The following is a 23,859-nucleotide window of genomic DNA, read 5'->3' as shown; positions in this document are numbered from 1 at the left end:
TCGATGTGAAGGTGTCGTTCAGGAAGCCGGTGGTGGCGAGTCGGGCGACGCTGTGCTCGTGCCGCCGTCGGTCGGCCTGGCGCTCCCCGGGTCGTCCTTGTGCGCGAGTCGGTCCATGGCGTCCTTGGCCTTGCCCGTGCCTGACTGGATCTTGTCGCTGTACTTGCCCTTGGTCTTCTCGTCGACCATCTTCGCGGCCTTGTCCAGGCCGCTCTCGATCTTGCCTCCGTGCTGCTGAGCGAGGCCCGAGACCTTGTCCTTCGCCGGGGCGAGTTTGGCCTTCAAACCGTCCATCAGACCCATGGTTCACCTTCCCACGCGGGGCAGTTACGTTCGGGCGCCTTCGCCGGCCTCGCTGTCGGCGGCCTCGTCGGCGGACTGCTGCTTGGGGATCCCGACGCCGTCCGCGGCCTCGGCAGCCTCCGTCACCGCCGTCTCCGCCGCGTCCTCGACCCCAGCCTTCGCTTCGGTCTCCGCCGCCTCGTCCGCCGCTTCAGCCGCCAGGGGCTCGGTCGGCTCCGTGTCGGCCTGCGTTTCGGCGGTTGACGCCTCCTCCGTAGCCTTCGACCTCCGAAGAAGCCGGTCAAAAACGCCCATATCCACTCCATACGTTACTCGTGCGGGCGAATTCCCGCGTAGCCCGGTGCGTCCGTTTGCGTCGTCCGGGTCACCGCCTCCAGAAATCGGCGGCGGGACATCTCGCAACGGGCAACGACCTCACGCGCGTGCTGTCACGTAACTCGTTCGAGGCGAGGGTCGGACGTTTGCGAGACTGGGACCGTGAGCAGCGCACCCCCCGCCCCCCGAGTCATCGCCGTCGTCGGACCGACCGCGGCCGGAAAGTCCGATCTGGGCGTCTTCCTGGCCCAGCGTCTGGGGGGCGAGGTCGTCAACGCCGACTCCATGCAGCTCTACCGAGGGATGGACATCGGCACCGCCAAGCTGACGCCCGAGGAACGCGGCGGCATCCCGCACCATCTCCTGGACGTCTGGGACGTGACGGTCACAGCGTCCGTCGCCGAGTACCAGAGGCTCGCCCGCGAGCGCATCGACGCACTGCTCGCCGAGGGGCGCTGGCCGATCCTGGTCGGCGGCTCCGGACTGTACGTGCGCGCGGCGGTCGACAACCTGGAGTTCCCGGGCACCGACCCCGAAGTCCGGGCCCGCTTGGAGGAGGAACTCGCCCTGCGCGGCTCAGGAGCCCTGCACGCCCGCCTGGCCGCCGCCGACCCCGAGGCCGCGCAGGCGATCCTGCCCAGCAACGGCCGCCGTATCGTCAGGGCCCTGGAGGTCATCGAGATCACCGGCAAGCCCTTCACCGCCAACCTCCCCGGCCACGACTCGGTCTACGACACCGTCCAGATCGGCGTCGACGTGGCGCGTCCCGAACTCGACGAGCGCATCGCGCGCCGGGTCGACCGGATGTGGAGCGCGGGACTCGTGGACGAGGTGCGGGCACTGGAGGCGCGCGGCCTGCGCGAGGGGGTCACGGCGTCCCGTGCGCTCGGCTATCAGCAGGTGCTCGCGGCGCTCGCGGGGGAGTGCACGGAACAGGAGGCGCGCGCGGAGACCGTGCGTGCCACCAAGCGCTTCGCGCGCCGCCAGGATTCGTGGTTCAGGCGCGATCCCCGGGTGCACTGGTTGAGTGGGGCTGCGGCGGATCTCACAGAACTTCCGCACCTGGCACTGGCGTTGGTCGAACGACCGGTCACAGCCTGATCACGTCATGGCATCGGGACGCTCCGGCCGCGGTTCGGGCCTTCGGGGGCGTGCCATCATCGAGCTTCGATCGACCAAGTGGAGTCCGAGTTGGGAGGGCGCGTGGCGATGGAGGCCGGCCCTCGCGACACCGCAGAAGGCATCGAGCAGGTCACCGCGGACCGTGGTGAACCGGAAGAGGGCGATGGCCTACTGAGCCCGGACGGCCCGGACGAGATCCAGGGCGGTGTGACCGCCGACGGTCCGGGGCCCGACGAGATGTTCGCCGGACCTGAGGTCGAGGTCGAGCTGCGCCCGCAGCGCCGGCTTCGCATCTGGCAGCTCGCCCCCATCGTGGCGCTGGCCGCGGTCGGCTCCCTGATGTTCGCCTTCCCGCTCGCCTTCGACTTCGGCGACAGCGGGGCCGTGGTCGCCATGCTCGGCCTGCTCATCTGCTCCTGCGCGGCCGGCTGGGGCATGATGGCCGCCCGCCGCGTCGGCTACACCTGGCCCGGCTTCCCGCAGCGCGGCTCGGGGCGCGGCCTGGACTGGCGGGTCGTCATCGCGTACTCCCTGGTGGTGGGCGTGGTCGTGGTCCTCGCCGTGTGGCGCGTGGCGCGGTTGCGCTAGTCACCGTGATCGCCGGCTGTCATGGCCACCCCGTACGATCGAGGAATGAGCACGCGGATCGCCTTCCTCAAGGGACACGGCACCGAGAACGACTTCGTGATCGTCCCGGACCCCGAGAACGTCATCGACCTCCCTCCGAGCGCCGTGGCCGCCCTGTGCGACCGCCGCGCGGGCGTCGGCGGTGACGGACTGCTGCACGTCGTACGGTCCGCCGCGCATCCAGAGGCGCGGGACATGGCGGGCGAGGCGGAGTGGTTCATGGACTACCGCAACGGCGACGGCTCGGTCTCCGAGATGTGTGGCAACGGAGTGCGTGTGTTCGCGCGCTATCTCCAGCGCGCTGGACATGTGGCCGCAGGAGACCTCGCGGTCGCCACGCGCGGGGGAGTCAAGACCGTCCACATCAGCAAGGACGGTGACATCACTGTCGGCATGGGCAAGGCGCGTCTCCCCGAAGGGGATGTCACGGTCAGCGTCGGCGGGCGTAGCTGGCCCGCTCGGAACGTGAACATGGGCAACCCGCACGCGGTCGCCTTCGTCGACGACCTCGCGCACGCCGGCGATCTCTACTCCCCGCCGCCCTTCAACCCGGCCACCGCCTACCCGGATGGGGTGAACGTGGAGTTCGTGGTCGACCGCGGCCCCCGGCACGTCGCGCTGCGCGTGCACGAGCGCGGCGCCGGCGAGACCCGTTCGTGCGGCACGGGCGCGTGCGCGGTCGCCGTGGCCGCCGCCCGGCGGGACGGCGCCGACCCGGCCGTCACCGGTACGCACGCGACGTACACCGTCGACGTGCCCGGTGGAACGCTGGTGATCACCGAGCGGCCCGACGGCCAGATCGAGATGACCGGCCCCGCGGTGATCGTCGCCGAGGGCGAGATCGACAGCGCGTGGCTGGAAAGCGCCATCCGCTGAACGAGTGATTCGCGGTCCTGGCCGCTCCGGACACCCCGATCCGCAGTCTTCGGTGTCCGGTGCGGCTTGAAACCACGGCTGATCCCTTATGGCGTGGCGCAAAACCGTAAACCTCCCGACCTTCGCTCGAATGGGTGATCCGTTTCACGCTCGGCGAGAGGCGGTCAGTCGCACGTGGTGGGCTCGGTAGCATCAAGCACCGGCCCGGACGGGGGATCGTCACCATCCCCTGAGCCGAGTACGCCATGGGGCACCCGTCCGCCGGTCAAGCAGCCGGAGGTGCCCATGAGTGCGGAGGCCACGAACCCTGCGAGCCCAGGCCCTGTGATCAACACAGTGCCCCGCAGGAAGGCCCGCCCCAGGATCGACCTGCGCCGACTCGGCCGGGCCGCCCTGCTCGGTCCCGCCGCCCGCGACCGGCTGCCCGACGCCATCGGCCATGTCGCCGAGGCACATCGCGCCCACTATCCGGACGCCGACCTCGAACCGCTGCGCCGCGCCTGGGTCCTGGCCGAGTCCTCGCACCGCGGCCAGATGCGCAAGAGCGGCGAGCCGTACATCACACACCCCCTCGCCGTGACCCTGATCCTCGCCGAACTCGGCGCCGAGACCACGACGTTGACGGCCTCCCTGCTCCACGACACCGTCGAGGACACGGAGGTGACACTCGATCAGGTCGGCGAGGAGTTCGGCGCCGAGGTGCGCTATCTCGTCGACGGCGTCACGAAGTTGGAGAAGGTCGACTACGGAGCCGCCGCCGAGCCGGAGACGTTCCGCAAGATGCTCGTCGCCACCGGCAGCGACGTCCGGGTGATGTCGATCAAACTCGCCGACCGGCTGCACAACATGCGCACCCTGGGCGTGATGCGCCCCGAGAAACAGGCCCGCATCGCCAAGGTCACCAGGGACGTCCTCATCCCGCTCGCCGAACGGCTCGGCGTCCAGGCACTGAAGACCGAACTGGAGGACCTGGTCTTCGCGATCCTCCACCCCGAGGAGTACGACCACACCCGCGGGTTGATCGTCGACAACGCCTCCCGCGCGGACGATCCGCTCGCCGAGGTCACCGACGAGGTGCGCACCGTCCTGCGCGACGCCGACATCCAGGCCGAAGTCCTCATCCGGCCACGGCACTTCGTCTCCGTGCACCGCGTCGCCCGCAAGCGCGGCAGGCTGCGCGGCGCCGACTTCGGGCGTCTCCTGGTGCTGGTGAACGAGGACGCGGACTGTTACGGCGTCCTCGGTGAACTGCACACCTGCCTGAAGCCCGTCGTCTCGGAGTTCAAGGACTTCATCGCCGTACCCAAGTTCAACCTGTACCAGTCGCTGCACACCGCCGTCGCCCACACCGACGGCCAGGTCGTCGAAGTCCTCATCCGCACCCACCAGATGCACAAGGTCGCCGAGGCCGGCGTCATCGCGCTCGGCAATCCCTACGCTCCTCCTTCGGAGGAGCAACAGACCGCGCACGACGGGGAGCGCGCCGACCCCACCCGGCCCGGCTGGCTCTCCCGGCTCCTCGACTGGCAGGAGGGTGCGCCCGACCCGGACACCTTCTGGTCGACGCTCCGTGAGGACCTCGCCCAGGACCGCGAGATCACCGTGTTCCGGCCCGACGGCGGCACGCTGGGCCTGCCCGACGGCGCGACCTGTGTGGACGCCGCGTACGCGCAGTACGGCGAGGACGCCCACGCCTGCATCGGCGCCCGCGTCAACGGCCGCCTGGCGACCCTCAGCACGGTCCTGAAGGACGGCGACACCGTCCAGCTCCTCATGGGCCAGGACCCGGCCTCCGAGCCCTCCAGAGAGTGGCTGGAGCACGCGCACACGCCCGCCGCCCGCATCGCCATCCAGCGGTGGATCGCGGCCCATCCGGGACGCGGCGACGAAGAGGCCGCCGAGGAGGCGCAGAGCGTCCGATCGGCGCCCCCCGCCTCCGAGGACAGCCCGGACACGGCCGTCGAGAGCCCCGCCACGCCCGTCGTGGACCAGCCGGGCGCGACCGTACGGCTCGCCGGCTGCTGTACGCCCGTACCGCCCGACGACGTCACCGGGTTCTCGGTGCGCGGCGGGGTCGTGACCGTCCACCGCGTGGAGTGCGCCGCCGTGGCGCAGATGAAGAGTGTGGGGCGCGCGGAGGTCGGTGTGCGCTGGGGCGACACCACCGAGTGCCGGGTCACGCTGGTAGCCGAATCGTTCGGCCGCCCGCATCTGCTCGCCGATCTCACCGAGGCGATCGCCCTGGAGGGCGCGGAAATCGTCTCGGCGACCGTCGAACCCCCGAGCCAGCAGCGCGTCCGCCACACCTACACGCTCCAACTCCCGGACGCCGCCCACCTCCTGACCCTCATGCGGGCGATGCGCAATGTGCCGGGCGTCTACGACGTGAGCCGCGCGCAGCACCACACGACGGCCTTCTGAGACCCGCGTCGGAGAGCGCCTCCCGGCCACCCGGACACGCGCCCGCTCGCGAGCCCCGGTGCGCACGGAGCCCCGTAGACCCCCGGAAGACCCCGTTCGAGTGGGCCGGGCGCGAGTCGTCGCCGTGCGGCACGCGCGCGCTGGTAGCGGTGGTGCATGCTGCTCACCCTCCGCACCGCGACCCCTGGGGCCGGTACCAGGACCCCCCGAAGGCTGAAGGCGGCCCTGCTCGCCTCCGCCGTGTCCGTCTGCCTCGTCGCCGCGAGCGCTCCGCCCGCGCCCCTGGGCGTCGGTGACCGCCTCTTCCCGACCCTGGGCAACCCGGGCTACGACGTGGCGTCGTACGACCTCTCCTTCACCTATCCCGGCACCAACAGCAAACCGCTCCAGGCCGTCACCACCATCGACGCCTGGACGACCGAGACGCTGGACCGGATCAACCTCGACTTCGCGCACGGCACCGTGGACTCGGTCGAGGTCGACGGGCGGCCCGCCACCTTCACGAGCTCCGGCGAGGACCTGGTCGTGACCCCGGAGGAGCCGCTTTCCGAGGGAACCTGGACGCGGATCACCGTGCGGCACACCAGCGACCCCGTGTCCGCCAAGGGGCAGGACGGCGGCTGGGTGCGCACCAAGGACGGGCTCGCCATGGCCAACCAGGCCGACGCCGCGCACCTGGTGTTCCCGTGCAACGACCATCCCTCCGACAAGGCGATGTTCACCATCCGGGTCACCGCGCCCAACGCGTACACCGCCGTCGCCAACGGACTGCCGGCCGGCGTCGACAAGGTCGGCGCGAACACCACCTGGACGTACCGCACGCAGCACCCCATGGCCACCGAACTCGCCCAGGTGTCCATCGGCCGCTCCGCCGTACTGCACCGCACCGGACCGCACGACCTGCCGATGCGCGACGTCGTCCCCGCGGAGGACGCCGGGAAGCTCGAACCGTGGCTCAAGAAGACCCCCGACCAGATCGCCTGGATGGAGAGCAAGGTCGGCCGGTACCCCTTCGAGACGTACGGGCTGCTCATGGCCGACGCGTCCACCGGCTTCGAACTGGAGACCCAGACGATCTCTCTCTTCGAGAGAGATCTCTTCACCGAGCCCGCCTACCCCAAGTGGTACGTCGAGTCGATCATGGTGCACGAGCTGTCGCACCAGTGGTTCGGCGACAGCGTCAGCCCACGCGCCTGGTCCGACCTGTGGCTCAACGAAGGACACGCCACCTGGTACGAGGAGCTGTACGCGCAGGAGAAGGCCCACAGGCCCATGGAGACGCGCATGAAGGCCGCCTACGGCGCCTCCGACGGCTGGCGCGCCGCCGGCGGACCGCCCGCACTCCCCAAGGCCCCGGCGCCCGGCCAGAAGATCGGCATCTTCCGCCCGAACGTCTACGACGGCGCCGCCCTCGTCCTCTACGCGCTGCGCCAGGAGATCGGCCGCCCGGCCTTCGAACGCCTGGAACGGACCTGGGTCAGCATCCACCACGACGGCACGGCCACCACGAAGGACTTCGAGGACCTCGCCTCCGCGATCTCCGGCCGCGACCTGAGCGACTTCTTCAACGCCTGGCTCTACGGCGAGAAGACCCCGCCGATGCCGGGGCACCCGGACTGGACCTCGCAGGAGCCCACGCCCTCGCGGAAGCCCGCGAAATAAGGCGGTGACGTGGCGATCCGTGCCGTGCGACCATCGTCGGGTCGGCGGCGCGGTTCCCCGGGAATCTCCGGGGGCACTCGCACGTTATGACCTTTGCAGCACTCTCATCGACGCTCATCGACGTAAGGACCCAATGACCTCCTCTTCTTCCCCTTCCCAGGACACTGAGCGCCTCGCGCACGCCTACCCCGAAGGTCTTCGGGCCGATGCCCTGATGGAAGAGGACGTCGCCTGGAGCCACGAGATCGACGGAGACCGGGACGGCGACCAGTTCGACCGCTCCGAGCGCGCGGCCCTGCGCCGTGTGGCGGGCCTCTCCACCGAACTCGAGGACGTCACCGAGGTCGAGTACCGACAGCTCCGCCTGGAGCGCGTCGTACTCGTCGGCGTCTGGACCACGGGGACGGTCCAGGACGCGGACAACTCCCTCGCCGAGCTGGCCGCCCTCGCGGAGACCGCGGGCGCGCTGGTGCTCGACGGTGTCGTCCAGCGCCGCGACAAGCCGGACGCGGCCACCTACATCGGTTCCGGCAAGGCCAACGAACTGCGGGACATCGTCCTGGAGACCGGCGCCGACACGGTCATCTGCGACGGTGAGCTGAGCCCGGGCCAGTTGATCCACCTGGAAGACGTCGTCAAGGTCAAGGTCATCGACCGTACGGCCCTGATCCTCGACATCTTCGCCCAGCACGCCAAGTCCCGAGAGGGCAAGGCGCAGGTAGCGCTCGCGCAGATGCAGTACATGCTGCCGAGGCTCCGCGGCTGGGGTCAGTCCCTGTCCCGTCAGATGGGCGGCGGCTCGGGCGGCGGCCTCGCCACCCGTGGTCCCGGTGAGACCAAGATCGAGACGGACCGGCGTCGTATCCGCGAGAAGATGGCGAAGATGCGCCGGGAGATCGCGGACATGAAGACCGGCCGTGACATCAAGCGCCAGGAACGCCGTCGCAACAAGGTGCCCTCGGTCGCGATCGCCGGTTACACCAACGCCGGCAAGTCGTCCCTGCTCAACCGCCTCACGGGCGCGGGCGTCCTGGTCGAGAACGCGCTGTTCGCGACCCTCGACCCGACCGTGCGCCGGGCCGAGACCCCGGGCGGACGGCTGTACACGCTGGTCGACACCGTCGGCTTCGTCCGGCACCTGCCGCACCACCTGGTCGAGGCCTTCCGTTCCACGATGGAGGAGGTCGGCGACGCCGACCTGATCCTGCATGTAGTGGACGGTTCGCACCCGGCCCCGGAGGAGCAACTGGCCGCCGTACGCGAGGTGGTCCGGGATGTCGGCGCCACCAAGGTGCCCGAGATCGTGGTGATCAACAAGGCGGACGCGGCCGACCCGCTGACCCTCCAGCGTTTGATGCGGAACGAGAAGCGGTCCATCGCCGTCTCGGCCCGCACCGGCCAGGGCATCGACGAGCTGCTCGCGCTCATCGACAGCGAACTGCCGCGCCCCTCGGTCGAGATCGAGGCCCTCGTGCCGTACACCCACGGCAAGCTGGTCGCCCGTGCCCACTCCGAGGGCGAGGTGATCTCCGAGGAGCACACCCCGGAGGGCACCCAGCTCAAGGTGCGGGTGCATGAGGAACTGGCGGCGGATCTCGCGCCGTACGTCCCGGCACCGCTGGCCTGAGGGCCGTAGCGCAGCACATCCTGAGGCTCGCCCCGATGACGGGGCGAGCCTCGGCTGCGTCTACTGGCCGGCGAACTTCTTGCTGACCGAGTCGTACACATCCTTGGCCACATCGCCCAGCCGCGGACCCGCAAGCCAGCCCGAAGTCACCGGGCCGATCGAGGTGTTGGACACCAGCGCCGGCTTGCCGTCCGAGCCCGTCTCCACCCAGCCGCCACCGGACGAACCGCCGGTCATGCTGCAGCCGATGCGGTACATCGTCGGGTCCGAGGCGTTGATCGACAGCCGCCCCGGCCTGCCCGCGCACTGGTACAGCGTCGAACCGTCATACGGCTTCGCCGCCGGGTAGCCGGTTGCCGTGATGCTCGACACCTTCGGCACGGCCGGCGCGTCGAAATTCACCGGCAGCGCCGAACCGACCGTCTCCTCAAGGGACTTGCCCCCGTTGCCCTTCTCGGGCGTCACATGGATCACCGCGTAGTCGTACGACGAACCCTGCCCGCCCGTCTCACCGCCCTGGTCGATCCACTGCTGCGAGGTCTGAGCCCAGTCGGCCCACCACACACCGTACGGAGCGACCTGGTCCCGGGTGGCGGTCTCCAACTGCGCTGTCGTCATACCCGCGTTGTTGTACGACGGCACGAACGCGGTGTTGCGGTACCAGCCGCCCTTCTTGCCCGCGTGAACGCAGTGGCCCGCCGTCCACACCAGGTTGGACTTGCCCGGATGCGCCGGGTCCTCCACGACCGTAGCCGAGCAGACCATCGTGCCCTCGGGGGAGTCGAAGAACACCTTGCCCGCCGTCGCCGCGTTGGCGTGGTACGTAGGCGACACGGCCTTCGCGTCCACCACCGCGGGCGTCGGGTCGGTCACGCCCTGGTCGCCGGAGATGTCGTTGGTGTCGACACCCTTGTCCGGGTCGTCGGCGTCCCGCATCCGGCCGGAACTCCACAGCCCCTTGATGATCGGGTTGATGTAGTCATCGGCCTCGCGCAGCCAGTCGTCCTTGTTCCAGTTCTTCCAGGCGCCGTTCTTCCACTTGTCGATGTCGATCCCGTGCTCTTTGAGCTTGTTCTTGATGTCGTCCGGGATCTTGATCTTGCCGTCGCCGGTGTCACCGCTGGTCGCGGACGCGGTGGACTGGCCGTCCGCCTTGGTGTCCCCGGAGCCGCAGGCGGTCGCGGTGAGGGCGAGAGCCGAAGCGAGGGCAACTGCGGTCAGCACGGAGGAAGTTCTGCGACGCGCGCCGCTCCCTCGATGTGCGCTGAAGGACGGCCGTATCGATCGCATGGTCTTGACTCCCCCTGGGTGAACGGACGGTGCGCCACGGCTGTGATCTCAGCCGGAAAGCATGGTGAGTTCGCGCTGAACTCACGGCCTTCAGGAACGGCATCACACACTATGCGCTCGCTGTGGGGGACTTCCCACGGAACAGCAACGGTTCCGTCACGGCAAGGATCTTGAACCAACCCGTAACCCGTTGGGTGGTACGGAGGTTGGCAGCCACGGGGGTCTGCCGTCGGTACGTGGTCCCCTGCGCTCGTGGCGACGCGAGACCTCAACTCGCCTTTGGACAGCTCGCTTTCGGACGGCGGGAGGGACGGAGAGCCGTGGTCGAGTCTGCGTTCGGGGGATGTGGGCCCGCCGGGATCGCGGTGGGCGAAGCGCACGGGGTGCAGGAGGGGATTCTCCGGCGCCAGACCGCGCGCGAGCCGGCGGCACGGACCTACGCACGCGCCCTTCCCATCGTGCCGGTGCGGGCCCGCGGTCTGACCATCGAGGGCGCTGACGGCCGCCGCTACCTGGACTGCCTCTCGGGCGCCGGGACGCTGGCGCTCGGGCACAACCACCCCTTGGTCCTGGAGGCGATCCGCGGTGTCCTCGACTCGGGCGCCCCGCTGCACGCCTTCGACCTCGCCACTCCCGTCAAGGACGCATTCGTCGCCGAACTGTTCCGCACGCTGCCGCCCGCACTCGCCGAGCACGCGCGCGTGCGGTTCTGCGGACCGGCCGCCACCGACGCGGTCGAGGCCGCGTACAAGCTGGTCCGGGCCGCGACCGGCCGCACCGGAATCCTTGCTTTCACCAGCGCGCTCGAAGCCTCCGGTGGGGCTTCCGTCGACCGCCTTCCCTACCCTCAGGACTACCGCTGCCCGTTCGGCATCGGCGGCCCGTACGGCGCCGAACTCGCCGCCCGCTGGACCGAATCCGTCCTCGACGCCGCCGACGTCGAGTCCGGTCTGCCGAGCCCCGCCGGACTGATCCTCGAACCCGTCCAATGGGAAGGCGGAGTGATCCCCGCCCCCGACGACTGGATGCGGCACATCCGCCGACTCACCGCCGCACGCTCCATCCCGTTGATCGCCGACGAGGTCCAGACGGGCGTCGGTCGAACCGGCACCTTCTGGGCGATCGAACACAGCGGAGTCATCCCCGACGTGATGGTCCTCTCCAATGCCATCGGCGGCAGTCTGCCCCTGTCCATCGTCGTCTACCGCGACGACCTCGACCTCCGGCAACCCGGCCCCAACACAGGCACGTTCCGCGGCAACCAACTCGCCATGGCCGCCGGCACGGCGACTCTCGCCCACGTCCGCGAGAACGGCCTGGCCGGACGCGCGGCCGAACTCGGCGCGCGGATGCTCGCCCAACTTCGTGGACTGGCCGACGAATTCACGTGTGTGGGGGATGTGCGGGGGCGGGGGTTGATGATCGGGGTCGAGTTCGTGGGTGAGGACGGGGACGCGGGCGGGTGCGGGGTGGACTCGGCCTCGCTGACGCAGCCCGCGCGCGGTCCCCGTCCCGCCGCTCCCGACCTCGCTGCCGCAGTCCAACAGGAGTGCCTTCGCCGCGGCCTCATCGTCGAACTCGGCGGTCGCCACGCGAGCGTCGTACGCCTCCTCCCACCCCTCACGATCACCGACGAGCAGGCGACAGCGGTACTCGACCGTCTTTCCGACGCGGTGGAAGCCGTGGCGCGCGGCCAGACCGGCTCCGCTACCAGGCCCACCGGCCACACCGGCCGCCGCTCCGAGCGGGCTAGGTAGTGCACTGCGGCCGGGGTGATCGAGGTGGCCGTGCCGAAGGAAGGAGCGCCACCGGTTACCAACTCGGCTGACCTGTAGGACCAGTTGCAGAACACACCAGCCCAACGCCCACCAGAGCGCCGGGATTCGTCGCCACACGACTCCCACTCCGAAACACCTCCCGAGGAACAGTCTTGAATCCCACGACCACCCCTGACGGCCACTCCCACGAGCCGAGCCCTCGACACATGCAGACCCTGGCGCCGTCGGCCGAGTGCGTTCCCCGCCAGCAGCCCCGGAGCCCGGAAACAGAGCAGCCGCGCGGCACGAACACCGAACTCCTGGAGCACCCGGACCCCCACACCGCCGCCCAGGCCGCGGCCGTCGAAAACCTCCTGCGCTGCTGGGTACGCGAAACGAACCTCTCCGCCCCGACCGACGGCACCCTCCGCATCCCGCTCCCCGCCAGTGGCACCGCCCTGCTCGCCGAGGTCCACTACTGGTCCCCGACGGGCTGGCACCGTTTCGGCCTCCCCTACCTGTCCGACGCTGCCCATGACGCACCACCGGCCGACGCCGTCACGGTCGCGTCCCTGTTGGCGAGGGAGGCGGCCGCGCACGGTGGCGGCTCGGCACCGGACGCTGCTCCGGAGACCGCAACCGTCACCGCGCCGGAAACCGTGACCGACCTGGTGGCCCGTGTAGCCGACTCCGTCCGCCGTACCGTCACTTTCATCACCGACCGCCGAGCAAGCCCGACCGACGGTCCTGATCTCTTCCTCTCCGCCGAACAAGCACTCCTGCTCGGCCACCCGTTGCACCCGACCCCGAAGAGCCGCGAGGGCCTCTCCGAAGCTGAAGTCCGCCAGTATTCACCGGAGTTGCGCTCTTCCTTCCCGCTGCACTGGCTGGCTGTCGCCCCTTCCGTGCTCGCCACCGACTCGGCCTGGACCGAACGCGGCCGCCCTGTCCCCGCCGCCCAGCTCACGGCCAGACTCGCCGGAACCGAACTGCCGCTGCCCGAGGGCCACGCCGCCCTTCCCCTGCACCCCTGGCAGTGGCGCGAGATCCAGCACCGTGCCGACATCGCGGCCCTGCTCGACGCCGACCTGATCCAGGACCTCGGCCCCCATGGCACCCCGTGGCACCCCACCTCCTCCGTACGAACCGTCCACCAGTCCGGCGCCCCCGCCATGCTCAAGTTGTCCCTGGGCCTGCGCATCACCAACTCCCGTCGTGAGAACCTCCGCAAGGAACTCCACCGTGGCGTCGAGGTGCACCGCTTGCTGCGCAGTGGCCTGTCCAAGCAGTGGCAGGCCACTCACCCGGGCTTCGACATCGTCCGCGACCCGGCCTGGCTGGCCGTCGACGCACCGGCCGAGTGCGGCGCCGGCTCGGGCGAGCGGGATGGCCGCCTGCCTCTGGCCGGCCTCGACGTGGTGATCCGGCACAACCCGTTCAGCGCGTCCGACGACGTGTCCTGCATCGCAGGGCTCGTCTCACCCAGGCCGTACGCTGGACCGGGCGCCACCGTGAGCGGACCGGCGACAACCTCGAACACCAACCACTCCGCGTCCGGCGCTCCCCTGTCGTGGTCCCGTCTGGCCGAGGTCGTCACGGGCCTCGCCGCTCGGACCGGTCGGCCGCACGGAGCAGTCGCTGCCGAGTGGTTCCTGCGCTACCTGGAGCAGGTCGTCCGTCCCGTGCTGTGGCTGGACGGCGAGGCAGGGATCGCCCTGGAGGCACACCAACAGAACACGCTCCTGCTGCTGGACGGCGAAGGCTGGCCCGCAGGCGGCCGGTACCGCGACAACCAGGGCTACTACTTCCGTGCGTCCCGTCGCGCGGAACTCGACGCCCGATTGCCCGGGATCGGCGAACACAGCGACACCTTCGTATCCGACGAAGTCACCGACGAACGCTTCGCGTACTACCTCGCGATCAACAACGTGCTCGGTCTCATCGGAGCGTTCGGTTCGCAACGTCTCGCCGACGAGCGGCTGTTGCTCTCCGCCTTCCGCCGCTTCCTCCGCGACGTGGCGTCCGGACCCGCCCGGCTGCGTACCTCCCTGCCGGCGCGCCTGCTCGACTCACCCGTCCTCCGCTGCAAGGCCAACCTGCTGACCCGGCTGCACGGCCTCGACGAACTCATCGGCCCGGTCGACACCCAGTCCGTCTACGTCACCATCGCCAACCCCCTTCGCCCCTGAGGAACATGACCCACCCCACCTCCTGAGAGGAGCGCCACCGTGCCTCCCATCGAAGCGAGCGCCGACAGTGCGGCCGCCCCTGCCTCCAGCACCAGCACCAGCACGAGTGCAGGCGCCAGTCCAAGCACTGACGGCGAGGACACCCTCGACCTCCGCCTGCCCGAGGAGTTCATCGCGTTCTGCGCCGAGGCGGACACAACCAGCGCTGCCGTCCGCGACGTCGTCGACACCAACGGGCGACAGAACCCGGCGGGAGGCGCGGCTCCGCCCGGCCCCCGCATCCCCTCCGGCGACGATCTCCTCAACTGTGTCGGCGACTGGGGTCGGACCCGTATCCCCGCAGGCGCCTTCCACCTCGTTCCTGTCGAATTCGAGCGCGACCTCCCCCTGATCAACGGCTGGATGAACGACCCCGTAGTCGCAGAGTTCTGGGAGCTGGCAGGCCCTCGGAAGCTGACCGAAGACCACCTGCGCGCCCAACTTGCCGGCGATGGACGCAGCGTTCCCTGTCTGGGTGTCTTGGACGACACCCCCATGAGCTACTGGGAGATCTACCGGGCGGACCTCGACCCGCTGGCCCGCCACTATCCCGCCCGACCGCATGACACCGGCATCCACCTCCTCATCGGTAACGTCGCCGACCGAGGACGAGGGCTGGGCAGCACCCTCCTCCGGGCCGTCGCCGACCTCGTACTCGACAAACGCTCCGCCTGCGCTCGCGTCGTCGCGGAACCAGACCTACGTAACACTCCTTCCGTAGCCGCTTTTCTGAGCGCCGGTTTCCGGTTCTCCGCCGAGGCCGACCTGCCCGGCAAGCGGGCCGCCCTCATGGTCCGAGACCGTTCCCTGCGCGATCTGCTGTAGCGCCACGTGGCGGCGCCATCACATTTGGTACACCGCTCGGCCCGATCCGGTTCCCACTTCCTCGAATCGGCCGGAGATGCACCGGTGCACATCCATCCACAGCCGTTGCCCGCAACCAACCAGCCTGGTCCCATCCGAACCAAACCGATCCCACCCGAGCGAAACCCACCCCGAGGCGAAAACTCCCGTCTTGATCAACCGCCTCCCTCCAGCCTTGATCGCCCGGTTGTCAGTCCCGCCCCGTAGGGTGGTCGGGCTATGACGAAGCCCTCACTCCCCGAACTCCTGCATGCTGCCGTCACTGCCGTCGGCGGTTCGGAGCGCCCCGGCCAGGTGACCATGGCCGAAGCCGTCGCGGAGGCGATCGACGACGGTTCCCATCTGCTGGTCCAGGCCGGCACCGGTACCGGAAAGTCGCTCGGCTACCTCGTGCCCGCGCTCGCCCACGGGGAGCGGGTCGTCGTCGCGACCGCCACGCTCGCTCTCCAGCGCCAGCTTGCCGAGCGGGATCTGCCGCGCACGGTCGACGCACTGCATCCACTGCTGCGCCGCCGCCCCCAGTTCGCGATGCTCAAGGGCAGGTCGAACTACCTGTGTCTGCACCGACTCCATGAGGGCATGCCGCAGGACGAGGAGGAAGGCCTCTTCGACCAGTTCGAGGCGGCCGCCCCCACCAGCAAGCTGGGCCAGGACCTGCTGCGGCTGCGCGACTGGACGGACGAGACCGAGAACGGCGATCGCGACGACCTCACGCCGGGCGTCTCCGACCGCGCCTGGGCACAGGTCTCGGTGTCCTCCCGCGAGTGCCTGGGTGCCCAGAAGTGCACGTACGGGGCGGAGTGTTTCGCCGAGGCGGCCCGCGAGCGCGCCAAGCTCGCCGATGTCGTCGTCACCAACCACGCGCTGCTCGCGATCGACGCCATCGAGGGTGCCCCCGTCCTGCCGCCGCACGAGGTGCTGATCGTCGACGAGGCGCATGAACTGGTCTCACGAGTCACCGGAGTCGCCACCGGCGAGCTCACCCCGGGCCAGGTCAACCGCGCGGTGCGGCGTGCCGCGAAGCTGGTCAACGAGAAGGCCGCAGACCAGCTCCAGACCGCCGCCGAGGGCTTCGAGCGGCTCATGGAGCTCGCCCTGCCGGGATGCCTGGAGGAGATCCCGGAGGACCTCGGCTACGCCCTCATGGCACTGCGCGACGCCTGCCGCACGGTGATCTCCGGAATCGGCGCCACCCGCGACAAGTCCGTGCAGGACGAGGACGCGGTCCGTAAGCAGGCGCTGGCCTCCGTGGAGGCCGTGCACGATGTGGCGGAGCGCATCACCAACGGCTCCGAGTGGGACGTCGTCTGGTACGAACGCCACGACCGCTTCGGTGCCTCCCTGCGCGTCGCCCCCATGTCCGTGTCGGGCCTCCTGAGGGAGAAGCTCTTCGCGGACCGCTCGGTGACCCTGACCTCCGCGACATTGAAGCTCGGCGGCGACTTCAACGGCGTAGGAGCCTCCCTGGGCCTCGCCCCAGAGGGCACGGCGGGCGACGACCTCCCGCAGTGGAAGGGCGTCGACGTGGGCTCGCCCTTCGACTACCCGAAGCAGGGCATCCTGTACGTCGCCAAGCACCTGTCGCGCCCCGCGCGGGACGGCGATCGTGCCGACATGATGGACGAGTTGACGGAGCTGATCCAGGCAGCGGGCGGTCGCACCCTGGGCCTCTTCTCCTCGATGAGGGGTGCCCAACTCGCCGCCGAGGAACTGCGCTCCCGCATCCCGGAGTACCCGATCCTCCTCCAGGGGGAGGAGACGCTCGGTGAGCTGATCAAGAACTTCGCGGCCGACCCGAAGACCTGTCTCTTCGGCACGCTCTCGCTCTGGCAGGGCGTCGATGTACCCGGTCCGAGCTGCCAGTTGGTCGTCATGGACAAGATCCCGTTCCCGCGTCCGGACGACCCGTTGATGAGCGCCCGCCAGAAGGCGGTCGAGGATGCCGGAGGCAACGGCTTCATGGCGGTCGCCGCCACCCACGCGGCGCTCCTCATGGCCCAGGGCGCCGGCCGCCTCGTACGGGCTTCGGGGGACCGAGGTGTGGTCGCCGTACTGGACCAGCGGCTGGCCACCGCACGCTACGGCAGCTATCTCAAGGCGTCACTGCCCGACTTCTGGTACACCACGGACCGCAACCAGGTACGGCGGTCCCTGGCCGCGATCGACGCGAAGGCGAAGCAGGAGGAGCAGGAGGAAGCCGAACCGGAGTGACCCGGGGCGGTGTTGGCCCCGGCGCGCCGGGGCCCGGACAGCACAGGACCCCGGAACCGGCGCAGGGGTCCCGGGGTCCGGTCAGGGGGCGAGGCCGGTGCGGCCCGCCCGCCGCGGGCGTCACACGCGCCGCAGCACGGCCACCACCTTGCCGAGGATCGTGGCGTCGTCGCCGGGGATGGGCTCGTACGCCGAGTTGTGCGGGAGGAGCCAGACGTGGCCGTCCTCGCGCTTGAAGCGCTTGACCGTGGCCTCGCCCTCCAGCATGGCGGCCACGATGTCGCCGTTCTCGGCGACCGGTTGGCGGCGAACGGTGACCCAGTCGCCGTCACAGATCGCGGCCTCGATCATCGAGTCACCGACGACCTTGAGGACGAACAGCTCACCGTCACCGACCAGTTGGCGCGGGAGGGGGAACACATCCTCGACCGACTCCTCGGCGAGGATCGGGCCACCGGCGGCGATCCGGCCCACCAGAGGGACGTACGACGCGGCCGGCTTGCCCGCGGTGTCCGTGGGCTGCACCGACGAGGACTGGTCGGAGCCGCGGACCTCGTACGCGCGTGGGCGGTGCGGGTCGCGGCGAAGGAAGCCCTTGCGCTCCAGTGCCATGAGCTGGTGTGCGACCGAGGAGGTGCTGGACAGGCCCACGGCCTGGCCGATCTCTCGCATCGACGGCGGGTAGCCCCGCCGCTGCACCGAGTCCCTGATGACCTCGATCACCCGGCGCTGCCGGTCCGTGAGCCCCGAGCTGTCCGCCCGGATGCCGGGAGGTCGGCCTGGTAGAGAGCGCTTGTGGCCCTCGGGATTCGCGGTTTCGTTCATTGCATGCACCGGCTCGAGTCGGCCCTGGGAGCGATCCTGGGCAGTGATGGTGGCACTGTCTGCGGTGGTGGTCACGTCGGCCCCTCTCGATGGTCTCCCTGCTGGACAACGGTAGTTGCTTTCGAAAGGTTGCGCCAAACACACGTTCGAGTGAAAAATCGCGGATAGCCCGCCGCGATCATGTGTCTGGGTGTATGGCCAACGTGGTACCTGTCGGACAGGAGAGCCGTTTTCGCGCTCTCCGTCGCCCGGGCGGTGACCTCGCGGGTTGTCGCCTCAGTCTGCCATCCGGTGTCCCGGCGGGCGGGGGTCGGTCCTGTTCTGCGCGGGAGCCCCACGCCTCCTCCGTGCCGTGCTCACGGTATCTCCGTAAGTGTCCTGGCGGTACGGCTGTGCGCCCGCGTGTTCGGGGTGACGGTATGGCCGTATGGCACATGCCAATACGGGTGCGACACGCGCGTGCGGCGTGTTTGTGTGGGCCAATCACCACATCTAGTGGTTGGATTGCGGCAGCAGCCCAGAAGTTGTGGTCCCCCGGGTCTTCACAGTCTCGGCCATCGCCTATGCTTGGGGCTGCTTCGAGAGGCCCAAGGGGTCTCACGAGGCTATTGAGTCTGCTGTGAGGGAGGGTTGGAGATCATGCACTGCCCCTTCTGCAGGCACCCCGACAGCCGTGTCGTCGACAGCCGTACGACCGACGACGGCACGTCGATCCGCCGCCGCCGCCAGTGCCCTGACTGCTCCCGTCGTTTCACGACCGTGGAGACGTGCTCGCTCATGGTGGTCAAGCGGTCCGGAGTCACCGAGCCTTTCAGTCGTACCAAGGTCATCAACGGTGTGCGCAAGGCATGCCAGGGACGGCCTGTCACCGAGGACGCACTCGCCCAGCTCGGCCAGCGGGTCGAGGAGGCGGTGCGGGCCACCGGAAGCGCCGAACTGACCACCCATGACGTCGGGCTGGCCATACTCGGCCCGTTGCAGGAGCTCGACCTCGTCGCCTATCTGCGATTCGCCTCCGTCTACCGGGCGTTCGACTCGCTTGAGGACTTCGAGGCCGCGATCGTGGAACTGCGGGAAGCGACGCCAGGCCCCGCCGCGGACGACGAAGACGCGGAATCGGGGAGCCAGGAGGACGACGGCGGGCCCGGAGGGACTGTTCAGGTCCCCGTGCCCGCCCACTCCGCCGACTGACCGGCGGGCCGGAACGGGGCGGAGACCCCGGTTCCGGCCGGTGGTCGGCGGACCAGGACTTGTTGCGGGGCCATGAGCGTGTGGGCGGCCGCGACACCAGACAAACACTCTGCCACGGGAACATCGTGGCATTTCAGGGCGTTTTTGCCTGTACAGGGAGGCGGCATGACAGAGACGGCGAGCGGTCCGGCACGAGGTTCCCGCGCGAAGGGAACCAAGGCCACCAAGGGACTGCGCATCGAGCGTATTCACACCACCCCCGGCGTGCATCCGTACGACGAGGTGGAATGGGAGCGCCGTGACGTCGTCATGACCAACTGGCGCGACGGCTCGGTCAATTTCGAGCAGCGTGGCGTCGAGTTCCCCGGCTTCTGGTCGGTGAACGCGGTCAACATCGTCACCAGCAAGTACTTCCGCGGTGCCGTGGGCACCCCGCAGCGTGAGGTGAGCCTCAAGCAGCTCATCGACCGCATCGTGAAGACGTATCGGAAGGCCGGCGAGGACCACAAGTACTTCGCCTCGCCCGCCGACGCCGAGATCTTCGAGCATGAGCTGGCGTACGCCCTCCTGCACCAGGTCTTCAGCTTCAACAGCCCCGTCTGGTTCAACGTCGGGACCCCGCAGCCCCAGCAGGTCTCGGCCTGCTTCATCCTGGCCGTCGACGACTCCATGGAGTCGATCCTCGACTGGTACAAGGAAGAGGGCATGATCTTCAAGGGCGGTTCCGGCGCGGGCCTGAACCTGTCCCGCATCCGCTCCTCCAAGGAGCTGCTCTCCTCCGGTGGCAATGCCTCCGGTCCGGTCTCCTTCATGCGCGGCGCCGACGCCTCCGCGGGCACCATCAAGTCCGGTGGCGCCACCCGCCGCGCGGCCAAGATGGTCATCCTGGACGTCGACCACCCCGACATCGAGGACTTCATCCAGACCAAGGTCAAGGAAGAGGAGAAGATCCGCGCCCTTCGTGACGCGGGCTTCGACATGGACCTGGGCGGCGACGACATCACGTCGGTGCAGTACCAGAACGCCAACAACTCGGTCCGCGTGAACGACACGTTCATGAAGGCTGTCGAGAACGGCGACAAGTTCGGCCTGACGTCCCGCATGACCGGCGAGGTCATCGAGGAGGTCGACGCCAAGCAGCTCTTCCGCAAGATGGCCGAGGCCGCCTGGGCCTGCGCCGACCCGGGCATCCAGTACGACGACACCATCAACCAGTGGCACACGTGCCCGGAGTCCGGCCGTATCAACGGCTCGAACCCGTGCAGCGAGTACATGCACCTGGACAACACGTCCTGCAACCTCGCCTCGCTGAACCTGATGAAGTTCCTCAAGGACGACGGCAAGGGCCACCAGTCCTTCGAGGTCGAGCGCTTCGCCAAGGTCGTCGAGCTCGTCATCACCGCGATGGACATCTCCATCTGCTTCGCGGACTTCCCGACCCAGAAGATCGGCGAGAACACGCGCGCGTTCCGCCAGCTCGGCATCGGCTACGCCAACCTCGGTGCCCTGCTGATGGCGACGGGCCACGCGTACGACTCCGACGGCGGCCGTGCCCTCGCCGGTGCCATCACCTCCCTGATGACCGGCACGTCGTACAAGCGCTCCGCCGAACTCGCCGCTGTGGTCGGCCCGTACGACGGTTACGCCCGCAACGAGCAGCCGCACCTGCGCGTCATGAAGCAGCACGCCGACGCCAACACCACGGCCACGCGCGTGGACGACCTGGACACCCCGATCTGGGCCGCGGCCACGGAGTCCTGGCAGGACGTGCTGCGCCTCGGCGAGAAGAACGGTTTCCGTAACTCGCAGGCGTCCGTCATCGCCCCGACCGGCACCATCGGTCTCGCGATGTCCTGCGACACCACGGGACTTGAGCCCGACCTCGCGCTGGTCAAGTTCAAGAAGCTCGTCGGCGGCGGCTCGATGCAGATCGTCAACGGCACCGTCCCGCAGGCCCTGCGCCGCCTGGGCTACCAGGAGGAGCAGGTCGAGGCGATCGTCGCCCACATCGCCGACAACGGCAACGTGATCGACGCCCCGGGCCTCAAGACCGAGCACTACGAGGTGTTCGACTGCGCCATGGGCGAGCGCTCCATCTCAGCGATGGGCCACGTCCGCATGATGGCCGCCATCCAGCCCTGGATCTCCGGCGCGCTCTCCAAGACGGTCAACCTGCCGGAGACGGCGACCGTCGAGGACGTCGAGGAGGTCTACTTCGAGGCCTGGAAGATGGGCGTCAAGGCGCTCGCGATCTACCGCGACAACTGCAAGGTCGGCCAGCCCCTCTCCGCGAAGACCAAGGAGAAGGAGAAGGCGGAGGTCACCGCCAAGGCCGAGGACACCATCCGGACCGCGGTCGAGAAGGTCGTCGAGTACCGGCCCGTCCGCAAGCGCCTCCCCAAGGGCCGCCCGGGTATCACGACCTCCTTCACGGTCGGCGGCGCCGAGGGCTACATGACCGCCAACTCCTACCCGGACGACGGTCTTGGTGAGGTCTTCCTGAAGATGTCGAAGCAGGGTTCGACCCTCGCGGGCATGATGGACGCCTTCTCGATCGCCGTCTCCGTAGGCCTGCAGTACGGCGTGCCCCTGGAGACGTACGTCTCGAAGTTCACCAACATGCGCTTCGAGCCGGCCGGCATGACGGACGACCCGGATGTGCGGATGGCGCAGTCGATCGTCGACTACATCTTCCGCCGCCTGGCGCTCGACTTCCTGCCCTTCGAGACGCGGTCCGCGCTCGGCATCCACTCCGCCGAGGAGCGCCAGCGTCACCTGGAGACCGGTTCGTACGAGCCGACCGAGGACGAGGTCGACGTAGAGGGCCTGGCCCAGTCGGCGCCGCGCACCCAGGAGTTGAAGGCCGTCGCCGCACCGAAGGCCGCGGTCGAGGCGGCCAAGCCCGCCCCGCAGCAGGCGCACACCAGCGCCGAACTGGTGGAGATGCAACTGGGCATCCAGGCGGACGCCCCGCTGTGCTTCTCCTGCGGTACGAAGATGCAGCGGGCCGGTTCCTGCTACATCTGCGAGGGGTGCGGCTCGACCAGCGGATGCAGCTGAGCCAGAGCATCCGCTTGACGTGAACTAGCTGCTCAGGGCGGCGGAGCCGGGATTCCGGCTCCGCCGCCCTCGGCGTTTCCCGGCCCGGGCGAATCCGGTTTCCCAGTGGAACGATCAGCAGTTAATCTCCCTCAGCGCGCATAGGTCGCGCACAGGGGAGGGTGGGGGGCAATGGTCGACGATTCCGTCGAGCCCGAAAGAGGTATGAGGGCGGGGGCCCAGGCAGTCGCGGCGGTGGTAGTGGTCGGCGGCGTGCTGGGCGGTATGTGGGGACTCGGGGGAGTCCTGCCGAAGACATCGGCACAGGACGGCAAACCGGCGACCTGTACGGCGAGCACGGACGGCACACTGCCGGCGAAGTACGTGTCGCCGACTGCGCTCTGCACGGCGCTGAACCGCGCGGACCTACCGGTCCTCCTGGGGACACCGGACGAGCATGCGGAGACCGCCTCGGGGAGTGCGGGCTGGATGACTCTGGCCGGTGGAACCAAGATCGCCAGTCCTGAGGCCGACGTCGACCTGAGGACCTATTCCGTGCGGCTGTCGGCGTCCTACGACGACATTCCCGTCACGCAGGCGGCCCGATATCTGGACTCGACCTCGCAGGTGAAAATGGTCCTGGGGCACCCGGCCGTCGTCTACTCGGACCGGACCATCGCGATCAGCTTCAATCTCGGTGGCGGCAAGGCCAGTACGGGTCCTGGGGGCATCGCCCGCAGTCTGCTGGTCTCCACGAGCGAGAAGGACGGCGGCGACTCCTTCGAAATATCCATCTGGCGTCAGGACGACGTGCCGCCCGACGACGAGGCGCTGTTCCGCATCGCGGAAGAGGTGCTGCCGACGGTCCCGGGCTGGACCGCCGGCTGACGACTCGTCCGGGGCAGGGCTCAGGACTGCTGTGCCCTGCCCATCGTCCTGGTGAAGGTCGCGGGATCGTCCTCGAAGCCCTGGATGCCGGGGTGGAAGTCCCAGCTTCCGGACTCGTCCCGGACGAACTCCCCGACCGTCGCCGCCGTCGCACCGAGGACGTCACCGAAGTCGTCCTCGGTGAGGACGGTGTACCCCTCGCGGATGCGCAGCTTCGGGTTCAGGACGTTCACGAACGTGCGGTGCGCGACACGCTGTTGGATGACCACGCCGACCACCACACGCGCGTACCGGTCGGCGAGCCGGTCGAGTTCCAGCGTCATGACCTCGTCCCAGCCGAAGCCCTTGCCGTCCTTGCTGTCCCGGTTGAGATAGATGGTGCCGTCGGGGGAGCGGCTGTCGAAGTACACCGCGTAAGCGGGAGCGCCGTACGGATCGTTCGCCACATAGGTCGCGGCCACGATGTCCAGATCGACAGGCGGCTGCCCCGTGGGACTCGGATCCCACTGAAGCCCGACTTCGGCTTTGCGGATCCCCTTGTTGAGGCCGTTGACCACAGTTCCCCTTCCCCGTTCGCCTCGATCGCGCGCCCCAACTGCTGGGCAATCAGCGT

18 protein-coding genes are annotated in these 23,859 nt (G+C 69.2%); 13 read left to right on the top strand and 5 right to left on the bottom strand.

What is annotated here, in order from left to right; translation table 11 throughout:
- Positions 1 to 18: 18 nt before the first annotated feature.
- Both AB0M63_RS09545 and AB0M63_RS09540 read right to left on the bottom strand, forming a co-directional pair.
- Positions 19 to 303: an antitoxin gene (locus AB0M63_RS09545; protein WP_366018964.1), complete on the bottom strand. Its 285-nt coding sequence runs from the start codon at positions 301 to 303 to the stop codon at positions 19 to 21.
- 24 nt (positions 304 to 327) lie between these two features.
- On the bottom strand, positions 328 to 597 hold the full coding sequence (locus AB0M63_RS09540; protein WP_355902284.1) for a hypothetical protein: 270 nt from the start codon (positions 595 to 597) through the stop codon (positions 328 to 330).
- Positions 598 to 780: 183 nt separating this feature from the next.
- Between AB0M63_RS09540 and miaA the strand changes: the two genes are divergently transcribed.
- The 6 genes from miaA (at position 781) to hflX (ending at position 8,953) form a co-directional block, all read left to right on the top strand.
- Positions 781 to 1,719 carry a tRNA (adenosine(37)-N6)-dimethylallyltransferase MiaA gene (miaA, locus tag AB0M63_RS09535; RefSeq protein ID WP_355902283.1) on the top strand — a complete coding sequence of 313 codons (939 nt, stop codon included), beginning with the start codon at positions 781 to 783 and terminating at the stop codon, positions 1,717 to 1,719.
- Between the two features lie 108 nt (positions 1,720 to 1,827).
- Positions 1,828 to 2,328: a hypothetical protein gene (locus AB0M63_RS09530; protein ID WP_366019001.1), complete on the top strand. Its 501-nt coding sequence runs from the start codon at positions 1,828 to 1,830 to the stop codon at positions 2,326 to 2,328.
- A 45-nt stretch (positions 2,329 to 2,373) separates the two neighbouring features.
- Positions 2,374 to 3,243 (top strand): diaminopimelate epimerase, encoded by an 870-nt coding sequence (gene dapF / locus AB0M63_RS09525; protein ID WP_366018963.1) that lies wholly within the window; start codon positions 2,374 to 2,376, stop codon positions 3,241 to 3,243.
- A gap of 285 nt (positions 3,244 to 3,528) precedes the next feature.
- A complete protein-coding gene (locus AB0M63_RS09520; protein WP_366018962.1) occupies positions 3,529 to 5,664 on the top strand; it encodes an HD domain-containing protein in 2,136 nt (711 codons plus the stop codon).
- 156 nt (positions 5,665 to 5,820) lie between these two features.
- A complete protein-coding gene (locus AB0M63_RS09515) occupies positions 5,821 to 7,326 on the top strand; it encodes a M1 family metallopeptidase (RefSeq protein WP_366018961.1) in 1,506 nt (501 codons plus the stop codon).
- Positions 7,327 to 7,459: 133 nt separating this feature from the next.
- The gene (gene hflX / locus AB0M63_RS09510) at positions 7,460 to 8,953 is read left to right on the top strand and encodes a GTPase HflX (protein WP_355902275.1); all 1,494 of its coding nucleotides are present in this window, start codon (positions 7,460 to 7,462) and stop codon (positions 8,951 to 8,953) included.
- A gap of 60 nt (positions 8,954 to 9,013) precedes the next feature.
- Here the strand turns inward: hflX and AB0M63_RS09505 are convergent, their stop codons facing one another.
- Positions 9,014 to 10,243 carry a hypothetical protein gene (locus AB0M63_RS09505; RefSeq protein ID WP_366018960.1) on the bottom strand — a complete coding sequence of 410 codons (1,230 nt, stop codon included), beginning with the start codon at positions 10,241 to 10,243 and terminating at the stop codon, positions 9,014 to 9,016.
- Between the two features lie 365 nt (positions 10,244 to 10,608).
- Here AB0M63_RS09505 and AB0M63_RS09500 point away from each other — a divergent pair, with 365 nt between their 5' ends.
- From AB0M63_RS09500 to AB0M63_RS09485, 4 genes are all read left to right on the top strand, one after another.
- A complete protein-coding gene (locus tag AB0M63_RS09500) occupies positions 10,609 to 12,000 on the top strand; it encodes a diaminobutyrate--2-oxoglutarate transaminase family protein (protein WP_366019000.1) in 1,392 nt (463 codons plus the stop codon).
- 227 nt (positions 12,001 to 12,227) lie between these two features.
- A complete protein-coding gene (locus AB0M63_RS09495; protein ID WP_366018999.1) occupies positions 12,228 to 14,189 on the top strand; it encodes an IucA/IucC family protein in 1,962 nt (653 codons plus the stop codon).
- Positions 14,190 to 14,228: 39 nt separating this feature from the next.
- Positions 14,229 to 15,053, top strand: coding sequence for a GNAT family N-acetyltransferase (locus AB0M63_RS09490; protein WP_366018959.1), 825 nt, complete (start codon positions 14,229 to 14,231; stop codon positions 15,051 to 15,053).
- Positions 15,054 to 15,311: 258 nt separating this feature from the next.
- The gene (locus AB0M63_RS09485) at positions 15,312 to 17,303 is read left to right on the top strand and encodes an ATP-dependent DNA helicase (RefSeq protein WP_366018958.1); all 1,992 of its coding nucleotides are present in this window, start codon (positions 15,312 to 15,314) and stop codon (positions 17,301 to 17,303) included.
- A 120-nt stretch (positions 17,304 to 17,423) separates the two neighbouring features.
- On the opposite strand, the gene lexA is transcribed toward AB0M63_RS09485, so the two are convergent.
- On the bottom strand, positions 17,424 to 18,203 hold the full coding sequence (gene lexA, locus AB0M63_RS09480; RefSeq protein ID WP_318019237.1) for a transcriptional repressor LexA: 780 nt from the start codon (positions 18,201 to 18,203) through the stop codon (positions 17,424 to 17,426).
- Between the two features lie 564 nt (positions 18,204 to 18,767).
- On the opposite strand from lexA, the gene nrdR reads away from it, so the two are divergent.
- The 3 genes from nrdR to AB0M63_RS09465 all read left to right on the top strand — a co-directional run bounded on the left by nrdR (position 18,768) and on the right by AB0M63_RS09465 (position 23,246).
- Positions 18,768 to 19,319: a transcriptional regulator NrdR gene (gene nrdR, locus AB0M63_RS09475; protein ID WP_355902265.1), complete on the top strand. Its 552-nt coding sequence runs from the start codon at positions 18,768 to 18,770 to the stop codon at positions 19,317 to 19,319.
- 165 nt (positions 19,320 to 19,484) lie between these two features.
- Positions 19,485 to 22,379 (top strand): vitamin B12-dependent ribonucleotide reductase, encoded by a 2,895-nt coding sequence (locus tag AB0M63_RS09470; protein ID WP_366018957.1) that lies wholly within the window; start codon positions 19,485 to 19,487, stop codon positions 22,377 to 22,379.
- A gap of 171 nt (positions 22,380 to 22,550) precedes the next feature.
- A complete protein-coding gene (locus AB0M63_RS09465; RefSeq protein ID WP_366018956.1) occupies positions 22,551 to 23,246 on the top strand; it encodes a DUF6215 domain-containing protein in 696 nt (231 codons plus the stop codon).
- 20 nt (positions 23,247 to 23,266) lie between these two features.
- On the opposite strand, the gene AB0M63_RS09460 is transcribed toward AB0M63_RS09465, so the two are convergent.
- The gene (locus tag AB0M63_RS09460; protein ID WP_355902259.1) at positions 23,267 to 23,803 is read right to left on the bottom strand and encodes a TerD family protein; all 537 of its coding nucleotides are present in this window, start codon (positions 23,801 to 23,803) and stop codon (positions 23,267 to 23,269) included.
- Positions 23,804 to 23,859: the final 56 nt, after the last annotated feature.

The organism is Streptomyces sp. NPDC051576, from assembly GCF_040681835.1.
Lineage (GTDB): Bacteria > Actinomycetota > Actinomycetes > Streptomycetales > Streptomycetaceae > Streptomyces.
This window is presented reverse-complemented; position numbering and strand designations above follow the sequence as displayed.